The organism is Streptomyces sp. NPDC020884, from assembly GCF_044333935.1.
GTDB lineage: Bacteria > Actinomycetota > Actinomycetes > Streptomycetales > Streptomycetaceae > Streptomyces.
This window is the reverse complement of record NZ_JBIRRY010000012.1, coordinates 64,889-82,425: the sequence shown is the minus strand read 5'-3', so window position 1 is coordinate 82,425 and position 17,537 is coordinate 64,889. Positions and strand designations below refer to the sequence as shown.

Sequence of the window (17,537 nt, the reverse complement as noted above, 5' to 3'; positions counted from 1 at the left end):
TCCTCTCCTCGCCACTCTTAATTTATAGCGCACAGGGGGGCTTGCGGCAAGGCCCCGGTCCTGGCGCAGAATGGTCGGCCTACCCCCCACCACCTGCGGAAACGGGAGCACGACGTGCCTTTGATGTTGTCGACGTACGAGGGATGCGGTGACGTCGGAAGAGAGGAGCGGCGAGCCGGTGCGGTGCGAGGGAACGCGGCAGCCGTGGAGGTGACGCGATGACCGAGCGGCATGTGGTGAATCTCCGCGAGGTCGACGCGCGCCAGGTGGCGGCCGTCGGCGGCAAGGGCGCGAACCTGGGTGAACTGGCTCGGATCGAAGGCGTCCGGGTGCCGGCCGGCTTCTGCGTCACGACCGACGCCTTCCGGCGGATCATGGCCGAGGCGCCCTCGATCGACGATCTGCTCGACCGGCTGTCGCGCCTGAGCCCGGACGACCGGGAGGCCACCCGCACGCTCAGCGCGGAGATCCGCCGGACGATCGAGGAGACCGCCGTCCCGGAGGGGACCGCGGCGGCGATCACCCGCGAGCTCGCCCGGCACGGCGAGCAGACCGCCTACGCGGTGCGGTCCAGCGCCACGGCGGAGGACCTGCCGACCGCCTCCGCCGCCGGGCAGCAGGACACGTATCTGAACGTCGTCGGACCGACGGCGGTCCTTGAGCACATCCGCCGGTGCTGGGCCTCGCTGTTCACCGAGCGGGCCGTGACCTACCGCAACCGGAACGGGATCGACCACCGTACGGTCCACCTCGCGGTGGTCGTGCAGGAGATGGTCCAGCCGCAGGTCTCCGGCATCCTGTTCACGGCCGACCCCGTCACGGGAAACCGGAAGGTCGCCACCGTGGACGCCGGTTTCGGCCTCGGCGAGGCCCTGGTCTCCGGCCTGGTGAACCCGGACGTGTTCACCGTGCGGGACGGCGAAGTCGTCGCCAGGACCATCGCCGCCAAGGAGCTCGCCGTCCACGCACGGCCGGCCGGCGGTACCCGACAGGTGGCGCTCGACCCGCGGCGGCAGTCGCAGCCGACGCTGACGGACGAGCAGGCGGTGCGGCTCGTGCGGCAGGGGCGTCGGATCGAAGCGCACTTCGGCAGCCCGCAGGACATCGAGTGGTGTCTGGGCGACGACGGTTTCCAGATCGTCCAGAGCAGGCCGATCACCACCCTGTTCCCCGTTCCCGTATCCGGTGACGAGGACCCCCACGTCTACGTCTCCGTCGGTCATCAGCAGATGATGACCGACCCCATGAAGCCGCTGGGATTCTCCATGTGGCAGCTGACGGCCATGGTGCCGATGCACGAAGCGGGCGGCAGGCTGTTCGTCGACGTCACCCGGCGACTGGCCACGCCCACGAGCCGCGCCGCCCTCCTGGACATCATGGAGAAGGGGGATCCGCTGGTCAGGGACGCTCTGGAGACCGTCCTGGAGCGCGATGACTTCATCCCGACGCTGCCGGAAACGAGCCCGGAGGCGAGCCCGGGTGGACCGCCGGCCGGCGGTCCACCCACTCCGATCGAGACCGACCCGGGCATCGTCACCGAGCTGATCGAGCGCAGTGAGGCCTCCGTCGCCGCGCTGGCCCGCGACATCCGTGCGAAGAGCGGACCGGCCCTGTTCGCCTTCCTGCGGGAGGCCTTCGAGGAACACAAGCGGGTGCTGTCCGATCCGCTGAGCATCCAGGCGATCATGGCCGGCATGGAGGCCACCTGGTGGCTCACCGACCACCTGCAGGAGTGGCTGGGAGAGAAGAACGCGGCCGACACGCTCACGCTGTCCGCACCGGACAACATCACCTCGGAGATGGGACTGGCCCTGCTCGACGTCGCGGACGTCATCCGCCCGCATCCCGAGGTGGTGACGTTCCTGCGGGGCGTCGGGGACGGCGACTTCCTCGACCGGCTGGAAGGCCTCGCGGGCGGGGCCGAGGCGCGCGACGCCATCCAGGCCTACCTGGACCGGTACGGGATGCGCTGCGTCGGCGAGATCGACATCACGAGGCCGCGGTGGCGCGAGCGTCCCACCACGCTCGTGTCCGTGATCCTCGACAACGTCCGGGCCTTCGAACCGGGCGCCGCCGAGCGCCGCTTCGAACAGGGACGGCTGAAGGCGGAGCGGATGGAACAGGACGTCCTGTCCCGGCTGCGGGCCCTGCCGGACGGGGAGCGCAAAGCCGACGAGACGAAGCGGATGATCGACCGTCTGCGGACCTTCATCGGGTACCGCGAGTATCCGAAGTACGGCATCGTCAGCCGCTACTTCGTCTACAAGCAGGCCCTCCTGGAGGAGGCCGATCGTCTCGTGCGGGCCCAGGTGATTCCCGAGCGGGAAGACGTCTTCTACCTCACGTTCCAGGAGTTCGAGGACGCCGCCGGATCGGGCCGGGTGGACAGCCGGCTGGTCCAGCAGCGCAAGGACGCGTTCCGTTCCTACGGCGCGCTCACCCCGCCTCGGGTGCTCACGTCGGACGGCGAGGCCGTCACGGGTGCGTACCGCCGCGAGGACGCTCCGGCCGGCGCGCTGATCGGCCTGCCGGTCGCGGCCGGGACGGTCGAGGGGAGGGCTCGGGTCATTCTGGACATGGCGGATGCGGACCTCGAGGCGGGCGACATCCTGGTCACGCGTTTCACGGACCCCAGCTGGACGCCCCTGTTCGTCGGCATCGCGGGACTGGTGACCGAGGTGGGCGGCCTGATGACCCATGGCGCGGTGATCGCCCGGGAGTACGGTCTGCCGGCCGTCGTGGGAGTGGAGCAGGCCACGCGGCGGATCCGGGACGGGCAGCGTATCCGCGTGCACGGAATCGACGGGTACGTCGAAATCCTGCCGTGACCGATGACCGATGACCGAGGTGTGCAGGGCCGTGGTGGCGGGCCCTGCCGCCCGGGACCGTCGCCTTGATATGTCTCACGGTTCGGGCGGTCCGGGCCGACCGGGCCGCCCGTACGCGATCATGACGCGATGGACGCTCGTTTCCTCGGCATCGCCGAGCTGGTCGAGGCCCCGTCGGTGGCGGTCGTGGTCGATGTCATGCGCGCCTACACGGTGGCCGCCTGGGCCTTCGAGCAGGGGGCTGAGCGCATCGTTCTCGCCGAGTCGCCGGACGAGGCCCTGGCGCTCAAGGCGCGCCATCCGGAGTGGCTGGCGCTCAAGGACGGTCCACCCGCGCCGGGGTTCGACGCCGTCAACTCGCCGGGTCTGCTGCGCTCCGTCGACCTCGGCGGCCGGACCGTGGTGCAGAAGACCACGGCAGGGACGGTCGGTGCGCTCGCGGTGAAGGAGGCGTCGTTGGTGCTGTGCGCCGGCTTCGTGGTGGCGGAGGCGACGGCTCGGCTCCTGCGGACACGCGCGTGCGACAGCGTCACGTTCGTGGTCACCGGCGAGGACGGCCGCGCCGATGAGGACCTGGCGTGCGCCCAGTACATCGCGCGGAGGGCCGCCGGGGCGGAGACGGACGCGGCATCGTTCCTCCGCCGCGCCGCCGCCTCGCGCGCCGCGGGCGAGCTGGCGCGGGGAGTGCGTCAGGGAGTTCACCCTGATGACGTCGAACTCTGCCTGGAGCTCGACCGGTTCCCCTTCGCCATGGCCGCGACGGCGGAGGACTCGCTCATGGTCCTCCGTCCGCTTTAGTCGGTGAACAGCTGAGTCGCCTTGCGGAACAGTTCGTACAGCCCGTAGGCGAGCGGGGTGCCCACCCACAGCCAGGCGAAGACGATCAGCGGCCGCCGGTCGTGCACCTCAGGCGGACTCTGACTGCGGTCGTCGGACATCGGGCGCTCCTTTCTCGGACCGTACGGCTTCGATGTGGTGGGACGGGTGCACCGGGCGGACCAGTTCATTGGCCACGAAGCCGATGACGAGCAGGGTCATCATGATGAGGAGCGACGTCCCGTACAGATCGGCGCCGTGTTCTCCGGCGTCCTCCTGCCGGTCGGCGATCCAGTTCACGATGAGCGGCCCCAGGACACCGGCCGTCGACCACGCGGTGAGCAGACGGCCGTGGATCGCACCGACCTGATAGGTGCCGAAGAGGTCCTTGAGGTAGGCGGGAATCGTGGCGAAGCCGCCGCCGTAGAAGGACAGGATCACCAGCGCGCAGAGCACGAACAGCGGCTTGGAGGTCGATCCCACCAGGGCGATGAGCGCGTACATGAGCACGCCCACGCCGAGGTAGACGCGGTAGATGTTCTTGCGCCCGATCACGTCGGAGGTCGAGGACCAGCCGATACGGCCGGCCATGTTGGCCGCCGACAGCAGGGCGACGAATCCCGCGGCGGCCGTCGCCGAGACGGGGGTGGAGGTGTCCGCGAAGAAGTCCGTGATCATCGGCGCGGCCTTCTCCAGGATGCCGATGCCGGCGGTCACGTTCATGCAGAGCACGACCCACAGCAGCCAGAACTGCGGGGTGCGCAGGGCCTGGCGCGCCGATACCTGTGGGCCCTGGGCCGGTGCGGCGGCACCGTCGGTCTGCTCCTGGACGCGTGGTCGCGGGACCCGTACGAGCAGGACGCCGAGCAACATGAAGACGGCATAGGCCAGCCCGTGGACGAGGAAGGCCAGGGCGATGCCGGAGCTGTCGCTGCCGAACGAATCCAGCATCTGCGCCGACCAGGGCGAGGCGATCAGCGCGCCGCCGCCGAATCCCATGATGGCGATCCCGGTGGCCATGCCGGGGCGGTCGGGGAACCACTTGATGAGCGTCGAGACGGGCGAGATGTAGCCGATGCCGAGGCCGATGCCGCCGACGAATCCGTAGCCGAGGACGATCAGCCAGAACTGCTGGGTCGCGGCGCCGAGTGCGGAGATCAGGAAGCCGGAGGAGAAGCAGACGAGGGCCACGGTCATGGCCCAGCGCGGCCCCCGGCGCTCCACGAGGGTGCCGCCGAAGGCGGCGGAGAGGCCGAGCATGACGATGCCGAGCTGGAAGGGCAGGGCGCTCTGGGTGCCGCTCAGATCGAGCGCGCTCTCCAGCGGTGGCTTGAACACGGACCAGGCGTAGGCCTGGCCGATGGAGAGGTGGATCGAGAGGGCGGCGGGCGGCACCAGCCACCGGCTCCAGCCCACGGGGGCGATGGGGGGACTCATGAGTCCCTCACCGTAGTGAGTGGGAATCTGATTGAAAAGGTCGTTGACAAATCTGTGATCACGTTCGTTTCGATTCCGGACTCAACCGTTCCTGTTGAGCAGTCGTCCGGTCGGCTCACCGATCCTGCCGTGGTCGACGATGCGCTCCCCGCGCAGCCAGGTCGAGGTGACGACTCCCCGCAACGTCCTGCCCGCGTAGGCGGTGACCCGGTTGCGGTGTTCCAGCTCGGCCGGGTCGACGGTGAACGTGGCATCGGGGTCGAGCACCGCGAAGTCCGCGTCACGGCCGGCCTCGATCGCGCCCTTCCCGGTCAGTCCGGCGAGTCGGGCGGGAGCGGTCGACATCCAGCGGACGACGTCCTCCAGGCGGTGGCCGCGACGCCGGGCCTCGGTCCAGATGGCGGGCAGGCCCAGTTGGAGGGACGAGATGCCGCCCCAGGCGGTGGCGAAATCGGCGCTCTTGAGATCGGCGGTCGAGGGGGAGTGGTCGGAGACGACGCAGTCGATGGTGCCCTCGGCGAGTCCTTCCCACAGCGCGTCCTGGTTGGCGGACTCGCGGATCGGCGGGCAGCACTTGAACTCGGTCGCGCCGTCGGGGACCTCCTCCGCCGTCAGGGTGAGGAAGTGCGGACAGGATTCGACGGTGATCGCGATGCCCTCGGCCTTGGCGGCGGCGATCAGCGGCAGCGCGTCCGAGGACGACAGATGCAGCACGTGCACACGGGCCTCGAGCCGCCGGGCCTGCTGGATGAGGTTCTCGATCGCCGTGTTCTCGGCGTCGCGCGGCCGGGAGGCGAGGAAATCGGCGTACTTTCCCCCGCCCTTCTGCGGGGCTGCGGTCAGATGGTGCGGATCCTCGGCGTGCACGATCAGCAGGCCGCCGAATCCGGCGATCTCCCCGAGAGAGTTCGCGAGCTGCTCCTGATCGAGCTCGGGGAACTCCTCCACGCCGGAGGGCGACAGGAAGCACTTGAAGCCGAAGACGCCCGCGTCGTGCAGGGGGCGCAGGTCCTGGACGTTGTCGGGCAGCGCGCCGCCCCAGAAGCCGACATCCACATGGGCCTTCGTGCGGGCGACCTCCTGCTTGACCCGCAGATGCGCAACCGTCGTGGTCGGCGGGAGCGAGTTGAGCGGCATGTCGACGAGCGTCGTGATGCCACCGGCGGCGGCGGCCCGGGTGGCGGTCCAGAAGCCCTCCCACTCGGTGCGCCCGGGGTCGTTCACATGGACATGGGTGTCGACCAGACCCGGGAGCACCACGTCGTCGCCGACGTCCTCCAGGCGAGCGCCGGCCGGCACCTCGGCGTCGTACGGCAGGACCGCCGCGATGATCCCTCCGGAGACGGAGATCGACGCGGGGCGGGTGCCGTCGGGGGTGATGACACGGGTCGAGCGCAGTACGAGCTGTACGTCGGACAACGCAGGCTCCTCCTCTTTCGGGGTTGTTCCGGCTTTCGCTGCCGGGGATCCGGGACGTGCGAGGCGCTTCAGCGGGCCGACGGCGGCCAGTTGACGAAGGCCTTGGGCCGCGGCGGCGCGTAGGTGCGCACCTTCGAGGTGGACAGACCCAGGCGTACGAGGGACTCGGCGATGGTCACCGCGGCGCTCACGCCGTCGACGACGGGCGCTCCCGTACGCTCGGCGACCCGGTCGGCGAGCCCGGACATGCCCCCGCATCCCAGGCAGATCACTTCCGCCCGGTCGGTCTCCACCGCGCGGGCGGCCTCTTCGACGATGGCCTCGACGGCAGCCTCCTCGTCCCGCTCCAGATCCAGTACGGCGAGACCGCTGGCGCGCACGGAGGCGCAGCGCGCACTCAGCCCGGCGGCGTGGAGCCGCTCCTCGATCAGCGGGACGGTGCGGTCGAGGCTGGTGACCACGGAGTAGGTGCGGCCGAGGAACTGGGCCGTGCTCGCGGCCGCCTCGGTGATGTCGACGACCGGGACGTCGAGCAGTTCCTGGAGCCCTTCGCGGCCGTGCTCCCCGTATCCCGCCTGGATCACGGCGTCGAACGGTTCGGGATAGGCGCGGACCGTCTCCATCACCGCGATGGCGGCGAGGTAGCTCTCGTAGTTCCCCTCGACGGACTCCGCTCCGAAGAGCGGGGTGAGCGGGATGATCTCGGTGCCGGGGGAGGCGGCGGCGGCCGCCTGCTCGCCGATCGACGCGGTGATCGATCGCGTGGTGTTGACGTTGACGACGAGGATGCGCATGGCCCGGCCTTCTGCTTGTTGGTTCATTCGGCTGCGACGGCGATGGCCTCGCCGTCCACGTCGCTCATCCGCGCGGTGCGGTCGGCGATGAGGGCGTAGAGCGCGGCGGCGAGGATCGCGCCGACGAACCAGGAGAAGCCGGCCGCCGCGTGGAAGAAGGGCACCAGGGCGACCACGACGGCGACGGCCGCGCTGGGGACGAAGGCCGCGACGGCGCGGGGGTTGAATCCGCGACGGTAGTGGTACTCGGCTGCGGGGTCCTCGGTGTAGAGCGCCGGCACGTTCACCCGGGACCTGCGCAGCAGCCAGTAGTCCGCCATGATCACGCCGAACAGCGGGCCGAGCAGGGCGCCGAGTCCGCCGAGGAAGTAGTTCACGACGACCGGGCTGTTGTAGAGGTTCCACGGCAGGATGATCAGGCCGGCGATGGCGCTCACGACGCCCGCCCGGCGGAAGTTCAGCCGGCGCGGGAAGAGGTCGATGAGCGCGTAGATCGGCGCCACGAAGTTGGCCAGCAGGTTCACCGCGATCGTCAGGGCGATCAGGGCGAGGGACGCCGTCGCGAGCAGGAACATGTTCGGAATGGTCCGGACGATGTCCGTGGGGCTCGTGATGACATGCCCGTCGAGCTTGAACTGCGCCCCGCTCAGGACCACGACGATGACCGCGAAGAAGATCATGTTGACCGGAATGCCGATCACGTTGCCGCGCACGATGGAACCGCGGCTCTTGGCGGACCGGGTGAAGTCGCAGAAGTTCAGCACGAACGTCCCGTAGATCACCACCCACAGGGCGGCGGCCTGCAGGATCTGGAGCCACATCTCCCCGCCCACCAGCGGGGCGTCGATGGAGACGGAGAGCGACGCGTCCGCCCGTACGAACATCCAGACCGCCAGCGCGCACATGGTGATGAGGGTCGTGGGGGCCGCGAAGGCCATGTACCGCCGGATCATCTGCATGCCGTAGCTCACGATGAGCAGTTGGAGGGCCCACAGGGCGAGGAAGGTGATCCAGCCGAGCGTCGACTGGCCGAGCACGGAGTTCGTGTCGAGATCACGCAGCCCGGGGAACATCGCGATGAGCAGGGCGCTCAGGACGGCGGACGCCAGGTAGGTCTGGATGCCGAACCAGGCGATGGCCACGACGCCGCGGACCATGGCCGGTATCTTCGCGCCCTTGATCCCGAAGGCGATGCGGCTCATGACCGGGAACGGGACGCCCGTCTTGTGGCCCATGAACCCGGAGAGCGTCAGCAGGAGGAAGAGCAGCACGGACGCGAGCAGGAAGGCCGCGAGGATCCCCCACACGTTGAGCCCGAGCGCGAAGAGCCCGAGGGCGAATGCGTAGTTTCCGAGGCTGTGCACGTCGTTGGCCCAGAGGGTGAAGACGTTGTACGCCCCCCAGCGGCGCCCCGCACGCTTGGTCGGGGCGAGATCGTAGGTGTAGAGAGCGGAGCTGGTCGCTCCGGTGCCCGTCTCGGACGGGCGCTCCTCCACTGTTGTCATCGATCGGCCCTCGAGTCCTCGTCAGGGGTCGCGACGGAGCCCGTCGGCGCTGCGCCTCGAGGGAGGCGCGCGACGTGCTCCCGGCGACCGAGAGTTTGGGTGTTTCCACAAAGTGAAAGTTGTTTTCCGCGAGAGGAAACGTAGTTTTCGCCAAAGGGCAACGTCAAGAGTTCCGGACGGACGACTTCCGCCTGGTGGTTCTGAGGGGGTGCGCCGCCCGTGACGGGGCGGCTGCCGCCGACGTCCTGGATCCGGCCGCGGGAGTCCGGCCGTGGATGTCCGGCGCGGCCCGGAGGTCCGGGCGGCGGCGGTCTGCGGGCGCGGCGGAGGGGCCGGGCCCGCGGCCGGCTGTGACGCCGGGTCGGGGACCCGGGTGGGTGCGTCGCCGTGGCCGGGCCCGGCGTGGCGTGGTGGTCGTCCGTGCGGTGCGGTGGCGGGGCGGCGGCGCCTGCGCGCCTTCGCCGCTACTCCCGTGAGGCGGTCAGTGCCGCGAGCACCAGTTCCACGCAGTGCGCCTCCAGTCGCTCGCGCGGCACGTCGAGCGTGCCGTGCAGCCACCCCGCGAAGAGGTTCGCCAGGCCGCCGACGAGGGCCTGCGCGGCCATTCGGCGGTCCAGGTCGTCCCCGGTCCGGGCGAGCTGGCCGCCGACGAGGTCCGTGAACACCGGCATGACCCGGTGGCTGTGGGCCCCGAGGGCCGGGTCGGCGAAGGGTTCCAGGAGCAGCAGGCGGCCTTTGTGCGGCGCGTCCAGGACGAGGCTGACGAAGGCGGAGACGGCGGCTCGGGCCCGGGTCTCGAGGCGCGGGTCACTGATCGCGACGGCGGCCTCCAGAGCCCTTCGGGCCTCGTCCGCGACCCGCTCGAAGGCGGCGAGGAGCAGGTCGCCGCGCCCGGTGAAGCTCTCGTAGAAGTAGCGGTCCGTCAGGCGCGCCTCCCGGCAGACGGACCGGACCGTGACGGCCGCGCACCCCTCCTCGCCGGCGAGGCGCTCGGCGACGTCCAGCAGGATCTGTCGGCGGGCCGCCCGGCGATCGGCGAGGGTGCTTCCGCCCCAGCTCCGTTCCGTCAACTCCGGTTCCTCCGGTATCCGTTGGCGCAATTGACGACAGTCGTCTTCAGATTCTATCCTGATGACAGGTGTCCTCAGATGGCCCTCGACGCACCTGCTCGGGACGGGCGGCCTTGGCATCGGCGCGAACAACCACGTACAGCGCGGCCCCGGAACGTCATCCTTCAGCGGAGGCACACGTGACAGCGTCAGCTCAAGAACCGAACCCCACCGACCCGAGAGCCGTCGAGCCGCTCGGCCCCGACTCCCTCACCTGGCGCTGGTTCGGCGACTGGAGGGGCCTCCTCCTCGCCCCCTGGGCCGGATCGATGCAGAACATGCACCCCGAGCTGGGCGCGGGCGTCGCCGAGCACTCCCGCTTCTTCGAGGAGCGCTGGGAGCGCCTCTTCCGCTCGCTCTACCCGATCGGCGGGGTGGTCTACGACGGCCCGCTCGCCGCCCGGACGGCCCGCGAAGTGCGGGGCTATCACGCCTCCATCAGCGGGGTGGACGAGCACGGTCGCCCGTATCACGCACTGAACCCGGGCACGTTCTACTGGGCGCACGCCACGTTCTTCATGCTGACCGTGCAGGTGGCCGAGCACTTCGGCGGCGGCCTCACCGAAGCGCAGCGCCGTACGCTCTTCGAGGAGCACGTCCGCTGGTACGCCCTGTACGGCCTGTCGATGAAGCCCGTTCCCCGCAGCTGGGAGGAGTTCCAGCGGTACTGGGACCACATGTGCGCCGACGTCCTGGAGGACAACCGCCCGACCCGGGACGTCCTGAACATGCGCCGCATCTCCAAACCGCCCCTCCTGCGGCTCCTGCCCTCGCCGCTGTGGGCCCTCGCCCGCATTCCCATCGTCCGGATCACGCTCTGGATAACGGTCGGCCTGTATCCACAGGTCGTACGCGAACGCCTCGGGCTTCGCTGGACGCCCCACGACGAACGGCTGCTGCGCATGGTCGGCCAACTGGTGCACCACGCCTGGCAATGCCTGCCCGAGCGGCGCCGCTTCCATCCGCGCGCCCGTGCCGGATGGGACCGCGAGCGGTGGGCGACAGGGCTGGTGGAGACACCGGCCCGGAACCTGCCGCCCGAAGACCGGCGCGAGCTCCCTCAGCACTACGCGCCGAAGCGCTGAAGCCGGGTCACCGACAGCACGCGGCCGCGGGCCGTTCACAGCGGCCTCACGTCGCCGCCGGAGCAGCCACCGCCGCCTCCCCGACAGGTCCTCACAGCTTCTGCCCCTGAGCAGCCCGGTGGAACCGAGATACTGCGACCACCCCTTCCACCGAAAGGACGCGCGTGACGCACCCGATCCCCATGAGCACGAAGTTCGGCCTCGGCGCGGTGGCACTCCTGCTGACCCTGGGAGGTCCCGCCCTGCCCGCCGCCGCGTCGTCGGCCGACACGGCCCGCACCACCGCGGAGCCCACCGTCGAGGAGCGACGTCTGGACCGGGCCGCTCCGCAGGAGATCCTGCGGCGCAGCGGATTCGACGTCCTCGCCCCGCGCTTCGCCCAGGCCCTGGCGGGCTCCCGCGACCCTGCGCAGGCGGAGCGGACCGTGACCCGCCACGCCGCCGCGCTGTGGCAGCGGGCCGTGGACCGCGCCCAGGGCCGCGGCCCCGCCGCGGGCGACCTGGACCGGAGCGACGACCGCCCGCTCTACTGGGCCCGGCTCGCGCTCAACCGCGCACTGCGCGAGTGGACGCCCCCGTTCGGACTCGACGACGAGCAGCGCGAAGCACTGCGCACCTCCCTGGAGACCGCGTCCCGCGGGCAGGAGGACATCCGCTACCCCGGGCGCCAGGTCAAGCGGATCCTGGTCACCGGATTCGACCCGTTCACGCTGGACAGGGACACGCGGATCGGCAATCCCTCGGGCGCGAGCGCGCTCGCGCTGGACGGCACGCTGGTACGGACCGCCGACGGCCTCGCGCGGATCGAGACCACCGTCTTCCCGGTGCGCTGGACGGACTTCACCGAGGGCACCGTCGAGCGGGCCCTGGCCCGGCATCTGCCGCATCTGGACCTGTTCACCACCATCAGCCAGGGCCGGCAGGGCCGCTTCGACGTCGAACGCACCAACGGCGCCTGGCGCGGCGGCTTCCCCGACAACGAGAACCTGGCGCGCACCGAGACCGTCCCCGTCGCCGACCCCGGCTCGCAACCGCAGTGGACCTCCATCACCCTCCCGTACCGCCGGCTCACCGAGGCGGACACCGGCCGCTTCCCCGTCTACGACCGCACCGAGGTCACCGAGATCCCGGCGGGCGGGACCCAGCCGGTGGTCAGGCCGGACGGCCCCACCCCCGGCTCGGTGGCGCGGGCCGGTGGCGGCGGCGACTACCTGTCCAACGAGATCGCCTACCGGGCCACCCTGCTGCGCGACCGGCTGGGACTGTCGAAGCTGTCGGGAGGCCATCTGCACACCCCGATCATGGAGTTCGGCGCGGACAACGCGAACCCGGAGACGGGCCGCGTCACGGACCCGGACTTCGAGCACAACCGCGCGGACATCGTGAACCAGGTACGGGCGCTGGTGGAGACGGCGATCACCGCGGCCGACTGAGGACCGCGGGGACGAGGAGAGCTGGCGCGGCCCGGCGTGCGGGCCGTGTCCGGCCGGTCCTGCCACCGCGCCGTGTCCGGGTCGCCGACGGGGCGGGTGCCGGTTGGGAACAGCTGCGGCCGTTCCCGCCGGTCACCGGCCCGGGGCGGTCGGCGCGCGCCTGCCCGTCAGGCGGCGCTCGCGGCCTGGGGCCGGGCGGCATCGGGGACCGGAACGGCCCCCGGGTCCTCGGTGACCACGGCCTTCGCCGACGCCCCGATGCCGAGCTTCTCGAGGATCTTCCGCTCGATCTCGTTGGCGAGGTCGGGGTTGTCCTTGAGGAAGTTGCGGGCGTTCTCCTTGCCCTGGCCGAGCTGGTCGCCCTCGTACGTGTACCAGGCGCCGGCCTTGCGGACGAAGCCGTGGTCCACGCCCATGTCGATCAGGCCGCCCTCGCGGCTGATGCCCTGGCCGTAGAGGATGTCGAACTCCGCCTGCTTGAACGGCGGCGCGACCTTGTTCTTGACGACCTTGACGCGGGTGCGGTTGCCGACCGCGTCGGTCCCGTCCTTCAGCGTCTCGATACGCCGGATGTCCAGGCGCACCGACGCGTAGAACTTCAGCGCCCGGCCACCGGTCGTGGTCTCCGGGGAGCCGAACATCACGCCGATCTTCTCGCGCAGCTGGTTGATGAAGATCGCCGTCGTCCTCGTCTGACTGAGCGCGCTGGTGATCTTGCGGAGCGCCTGGCTCATCAGACGGGCCTGCAGACCCATGTGGGAGTCGCCCATCTGGCCCTCGATCTCGGCGCGGGGCACCAGGGCCGCGACGGAGTCGATGACGATCAGGTCGATCGCGCCGGAGCGGATCAGGATGTCGACGATCTCCAGCGCCTGCTCACCGTTGTCCGGCTGGGACAGGATGAGGTTGTCGATGTCGACGCCGAGCTTCTTCGCGTACTCCGGGTCCAGCGCGTGCTCGGCGTCGATGAACGCCACCGAGCCGCCGAGCTTCTGCGCGTTCGCCACGGCGTGCAGCGTCAGCGTCGTCTTGCCGGAGGACTCCGGCCCGTACACCTCCACCACACGGCCACGCGGCAGACCGCCGACGCCGAGCGCCACATCCAGCGCGGTCGACCCCGTGGGGATGACCTCGATGGGCTCGTTCGGCCGCTCACCGAGGCGCATCACCGCGCCCTTGCCGAATTTCCGCTCGATCTGCGCGAGCGCGGTGTCCAGCGCCTTCTCGTGGTCGGTTCCTGCCATGAGCTGTCACCCGGTCCGATTGAGTGGCACGCCGCACGTCGGAGAACGGGGGCGTCTACTGCCGACAACGGACGTGTCGAAGATCCCGAAAGCGAACATTCGATCGATTTTCGTGTCCAGTGAAAGGTACCAAACCGACGGAAGCGGGACGGGGAGCGCGCCGGGACCGTGTTCCCCCCTTCGTGGCGGGCTGATGGTGCTTGCCCGGCACGTATCGGGGCATCAGCGGATGACGAGATCGCAAAGGCGTCCGGCATCGCAGCCGGGCGGGACTGAGGAGACGGGCCTGTGGGCGATGTATGGGCGTTCGGACGGGACAGCGGCTACGCCGCGGGGCAGTCGCTGGCGGGTTTCAGCGTGGAGGCCGCGGACGGTGTCATCGGACATGCGGAACGTCAGGAGGACGAGCCCGGTATGCAGCACCTGGTGGTCGACACCGGTGTGTGGAAGTTCGGCAGGAGCGTGTTGATCCCGGCCGGTGCGGTGACCGCCGTCGACACCGGCGCGCAGACGGTGAAGGTCGCGCCGTCCCGGGAAGAGATCAAATCGGCCCCCCGGTTCACCACCGACAGTGAGACGACCGACCACGGGTACCTGGCCGAGGTCGGCGCGTACTACCTCTCCCTGCAGGCCTGAGCCCCAAGCCAAGGGCGGATCGACGACGGGCCAGGAGAGCACGCAGCGGTGCTGCCTCCCCCGAACGCCGGGGGAGGCAGCACCGCTGTCGTCGCGCGGTGGACGCGGCTGTCAGAGTCGTTCGATCCAGATGTTGCGGAACCTCGGGTTGTCACCGGGGTCTCCGTGGTCCTGCAACCGGATGTGGCCCGGTGCGGGACCCTCCGGCCGGCCGGCCCCGGTGGGGCCGGTGATGGCCACGTCGTCGTGCACCAGCTTGCCGTTCCACCGCAGGCTCACCCGTGCGTCCTCCACCTTCTTGCCTTCACTGTCGAAGCGAGCCGCCCGGAACTCGATGTCGTATTTCTGCCAGGTGCCGGGCGGCGTCGCCGCGTTGACGTCGGGCGGCTTCTGCAGGTAGATCGACCCGGCGTCGTTCTTGGCGGGTGTGTCGACCCCGAAGGACTCCAGCACCTGCAGCTCGTAACGCTCCTGGATGTAGACCCCGCTGTTGCCCCGGGCCTGCCCGGTGACCTCCGGCGGATAGTCGGGCTGGTACCACTCGGCGTGCATCCGGAAGTCGCCGAACTTCTCCTTCGTACGGATGTCTCCCCCCAGCGACTCCATGGTCCCGTCCGCCACCGGCCACTTCGCCGGACCGCCGTCCTTGGACTCCCAGGCGTCGAGGTTCGACCCGTCAAAGAGGGTGGTGCGTTGCGTCGGAGTGACGGTGAGGTTGTCGAGGTTCACATGGCCGTCGTCCTCGGGCTCGTAGACGTAGGCGATCGTGTTCGCGCCCTTCCGCAGGGGCACCGACTCGACGTGGGTCGCCCAGGTGTTCCAGGTGACGGTGGAGTCCAGCCAGATCTGCTTCCACCGCTCGCCGTTGACGTACACGGTCATCGACCTGGGGGTGGGTTCCGGGTCGGAGTTCTGCCCGTTCGCGTACCGCAGGGCGAGGTCGTGCCGGCCCTTCTTGTCGGCGCGCACGGCGAAGGTGGTGCTGGCGCCCGGTTCCCAGTTGTTGTCGATGAAGCCCGTGCCGGAGAAGCCGGAGTGGTTGTCGTTGAACTTGGTGCCGCCGTCCAGCGAGGCGGACTCCGCCTCGTACACCGGAGGCGCCTTCGCGCCGTCGGGCAGCGTGTTGAGGCTGTACCACGCCTCGGTGCTCCACAGCTCCGCTCCGGACTCCGCGGCGAACGGGCGGGGGGACTGCACGTGCACCACCCGGCCGGGGCGCAGGTCGTCCATCTTCAGCGTCACGGTCGTGCGGTCCTCGGACAGCGTCGCCGAGGTGACGTCGAGGGTCTCCTCGTCGACCTTCGGGCCGCCGTACTTCGGAGTCGCCACGTAACGCCACTGCTGGGCGGTGTACTTGGCCGCCAGGTCATCGGCGGTCTCCTCGGACAACGGCTGCGTGTACTCGATCTCGAAACCGCCGTCGATCGCGCGCATGGCGCGCATGTCGAAGGCGTCGTCGCCGCTGAGCGAGAGCTTCTGCAGGCCGAACTTGAACTTGCCCTCCTGGCCCCAGTTCCCCGAGTCGCCGATGCCGCCGGTGTAGATCGCCCCGTCCGGGCCGAGGCTGATCCGGTTGACCCCGGCCTCCAGGCCCTGCGTCATCCGGAACACCGCGCCCTGGTACTCGCCGCCGACCTTCTCCAGGAACGCCCGCTGAAGGCCGCCGTAGGTCACATCGCCGAACACCATCTGCCCGGCGAAGGGCCCGTCGGGCAGGAGGAGGGGGTTGCTCGGCGAGTTGGAGATCTCACCGTGCGGCAGCCAGAGCACGGGCTCGGTCACCGGCTGGCTGTCGTACAGGCCGTCCGGGTTCGTGTGGTGGTTGTAGAAGGCGCCCTGCTTGATCCGCACCAGCTTCGACGTCGGCACGTACGCGCCCTGGTTGTCGGTGGCGAAGATCTCGCCCTCCGGGCCCCAGCCGAGGCCGTTCGGCGTGCGCAGCCCTCCGGCCACGTAGGACACCTTGCCCGTGTCCTTGTTGATCTTCAGGGTGCTTCCGCGGTTGGGCACGTTCTGCGGGTCCTGGGTCGCGCCCCCGGGGACCATGGCGATACCCGTGCTGACGTAGAAGTGCCCCTTCTCGTACAGCAATCCGAACGCGAACTCGTGGTAGTTCCCGCCGAACGGCCAGGTCGCGATCGTGCGGTGCTCGTCGGCGACCTCGTCACCGTCCTCGTCGACCAGCGCGGTCAGACCGTCCTTCTCGGACACGTAGAGGGTGCCGTCGACGTACTTGAGGCCCATCGGCTCGAGAAGGTTCTCGGCGACCAGCTTCTTGGTCACCTTCGACGGGTCGGTGGCGCCGGTGACGTTGTCGAGCAGATACACCTGCCCGAGCTCGCTCTCCCTGCTGCCGCCCCAGGTGCTGACGGCCAGTCGGCCGTCCGGCAGCCAGTCCATGCCGGTGACCTGCGGTTCGAAACCGTCGGGGCGCAGATCCGTCAGCGTGTAGTCGGGGTGGACACCGCCCAGCGGCAGGCCGTCGCCCGGTGACTCGTCGACGCCCTCGCACAGCTTGCGGCCCGGCGAGGTGACCCGGGTGACGTCGGCGTCCGTGCTCAGCACCGAGGTGGGCACGACGGAGAACCCGTCTGCTCCGGGTGGCCGCCACTCCAGCAGGAGGCGCTGGTCGTACTCGCCGTCCCAGTGGTCGATGCGCAGCGGATGGTGGCCCTCGGTCAGCTCGATCGAGCCTTCCTTGGCCTGGGCGCCGTGTACGCCCCCGTTGTCGATGACCTCCGTGCCATCGATGATCAGCCGGGATCCGTCGTCGCTGGTGATGCGGAAGTCATGGTCTCCGGGTGCCTGGACGTCGAGATACGCGGTCACCTCGGTGACGAACTTCCCGCTCAGCCCGAAGTCCTCGGCGGTGGTCCAGTCGATCGTCGGCTTCAACTCGTCGACGTTGGGCGTCTGGCCCGGTTTGAGCTCGCAGAAGTCGTCGAGAGGCATCTGTACGTCGAACACCCGCATGGTCACGCCCGGTTCCTGGGGCGGTATGTCGGGGGGCTGGGCGGCGGCCTGTCCCGGGACGAGAGATACCAGGAACAGGGCTGAGACAAATGCGGCCAACGGCTGCATGGGCCTTCCTCCTTGAGGGCCGAGGCAGCCGGCGGTCCGGTGGCCGACGGGCTGCCGTTCACAGTGAAGGGCAGCCGCCGCCGGAAAGGCAACAGGTCGGTAAGCGCTTTCTTTTATCGTTGCAAAAATTGGTGTGCGGTCGACCGCCGG

At 69.9% G+C, this 17,537-nt stretch carries 13 protein-coding genes; 5 read left to right on the top strand and 8 right to left on the bottom strand.

Annotation, left to right across the window (positions count from 1 at the left end):
* Positions 1–218 precede the first annotated feature (218 nt).
* Positions 219–2,828 carry a rifamycin-inactivating phosphotransferase gene (rph, locus tag ACH4UK_RS32100; RefSeq protein WP_398361993.1) on the top strand — a complete coding sequence of 870 codons (2,610 nt, stop codon included), beginning with the start codon at positions 219–221 and terminating at the stop codon, positions 2,826–2,828.
* A gap of 129 nt (positions 2,829–2,957) precedes the next feature.
* The gene (locus ACH4UK_RS32095) at positions 2,958–3,626 is read left to right on the top strand and encodes a 2-phosphosulfolactate phosphatase (RefSeq protein ID WP_398361991.1); all 669 of its coding nucleotides are present in this window, start codon (positions 2,958–2,960) and stop codon (positions 3,624–3,626) included.
* Here ACH4UK_RS32095 and ACH4UK_RS32090 read toward each other — a convergent pair.
* The 6 genes from ACH4UK_RS32090 to ACH4UK_RS32065 form a co-directional block, all read right to left on the bottom strand.
* Positions 3,623–3,766 carry a hypothetical protein gene (locus ACH4UK_RS32090; protein ID WP_398361989.1) on the bottom strand — a complete coding sequence of 48 codons (144 nt, stop codon included), beginning with the start codon at positions 3,764–3,766 and terminating at the stop codon, positions 3,623–3,625. The genes ACH4UK_RS32095 and ACH4UK_RS32090 overlap by 4 nt on opposite strands.
* Positions 3,735–5,081 (bottom strand): OFA family MFS transporter, encoded by a 1,347-nt coding sequence (locus ACH4UK_RS32085; protein ID WP_398361987.1) that lies wholly within the window; start codon positions 5,079–5,081, stop codon positions 3,735–3,737. Before ACH4UK_RS32085 ends, ACH4UK_RS32090 begins: the two co-directional genes overlap by 32 nt.
* A gap of 81 nt (positions 5,082–5,162) precedes the next feature.
* A complete protein-coding gene (allB, locus tag ACH4UK_RS32080; RefSeq protein ID WP_398361985.1) occupies positions 5,163–6,500 on the bottom strand; it encodes an allantoinase AllB in 1,338 nt (445 codons plus the stop codon).
* Positions 6,501–6,568: 68 nt separating this feature from the next.
* Entirely contained in the window at positions 6,569–7,294 is a 726-nt protein-coding gene (locus ACH4UK_RS32075; RefSeq protein ID WP_398361984.1) for an aspartate/glutamate racemase family protein, read from the bottom strand.
* 23 nt (positions 7,295–7,317) lie between these two features.
* Positions 7,318–8,799, bottom strand: coding sequence for an NCS1 family nucleobase:cation symporter-1 (locus ACH4UK_RS32070; protein ID WP_398361982.1), 1,482 nt, complete (start codon positions 8,797–8,799; stop codon positions 7,318–7,320).
* 464 nt (positions 8,800–9,263) lie between these two features.
* Positions 9,264–9,869 (bottom strand): TetR/AcrR family transcriptional regulator, encoded by a 606-nt coding sequence (locus ACH4UK_RS32065; RefSeq protein WP_398361981.1) that lies wholly within the window; start codon positions 9,867–9,869, stop codon positions 9,264–9,266.
* A 179-nt stretch (positions 9,870–10,048) separates the two neighbouring features.
* On the opposite strand from ACH4UK_RS32065, the gene ACH4UK_RS32060 reads away from it, so the two are divergent.
* Together ACH4UK_RS32060 and ACH4UK_RS32055 are read left to right on the top strand one after the other, a co-directional pair.
* Entirely contained in the window at positions 10,049–10,993 is a 945-nt protein-coding gene (locus ACH4UK_RS32060; protein WP_398361980.1) for an oxygenase MpaB family protein, read from the top strand.
* Between the two features lie 182 nt (positions 10,994–11,175).
* On the top strand, positions 11,176–12,426 hold the full coding sequence (locus ACH4UK_RS32055; protein ID WP_398361979.1) for a pyroglutamyl peptidase: 1,251 nt from the start codon (positions 11,176–11,178) through the stop codon (positions 12,424–12,426).
* Positions 12,427–12,593: 167 nt separating this feature from the next.
* Here ACH4UK_RS32055 and recA read toward each other — a convergent pair whose 3' ends face one another.
* Positions 12,594–13,670, bottom strand: coding sequence for a recombinase RecA (gene recA, locus ACH4UK_RS32050; protein WP_398361978.1), 1,077 nt, complete (start codon positions 13,668–13,670; stop codon positions 12,594–12,596).
* Positions 13,671–13,958: 288 nt separating this feature from the next.
* Here recA and ACH4UK_RS32045 point away from each other — a divergent pair, with 288 nt between their 5' ends.
* Positions 13,959–14,306, top strand: coding sequence for a PRC-barrel domain containing protein (locus ACH4UK_RS32045; protein WP_398361977.1), 348 nt, complete (start codon positions 13,959–13,961; stop codon positions 14,304–14,306).
* Between the two features lie 111 nt (positions 14,307–14,417).
* On the opposite strand, the gene ACH4UK_RS32040 is transcribed toward ACH4UK_RS32045, so the two are convergent.
* Positions 14,418–17,387 carry a family 16 glycoside hydrolase gene (locus ACH4UK_RS32040; protein ID WP_398361976.1) on the bottom strand — a complete coding sequence of 990 codons (2,970 nt, stop codon included), beginning with the start codon at positions 17,385–17,387 and terminating at the stop codon, positions 14,418–14,420.
* Positions 17,388–17,537: the final 150 nt, after the last annotated feature.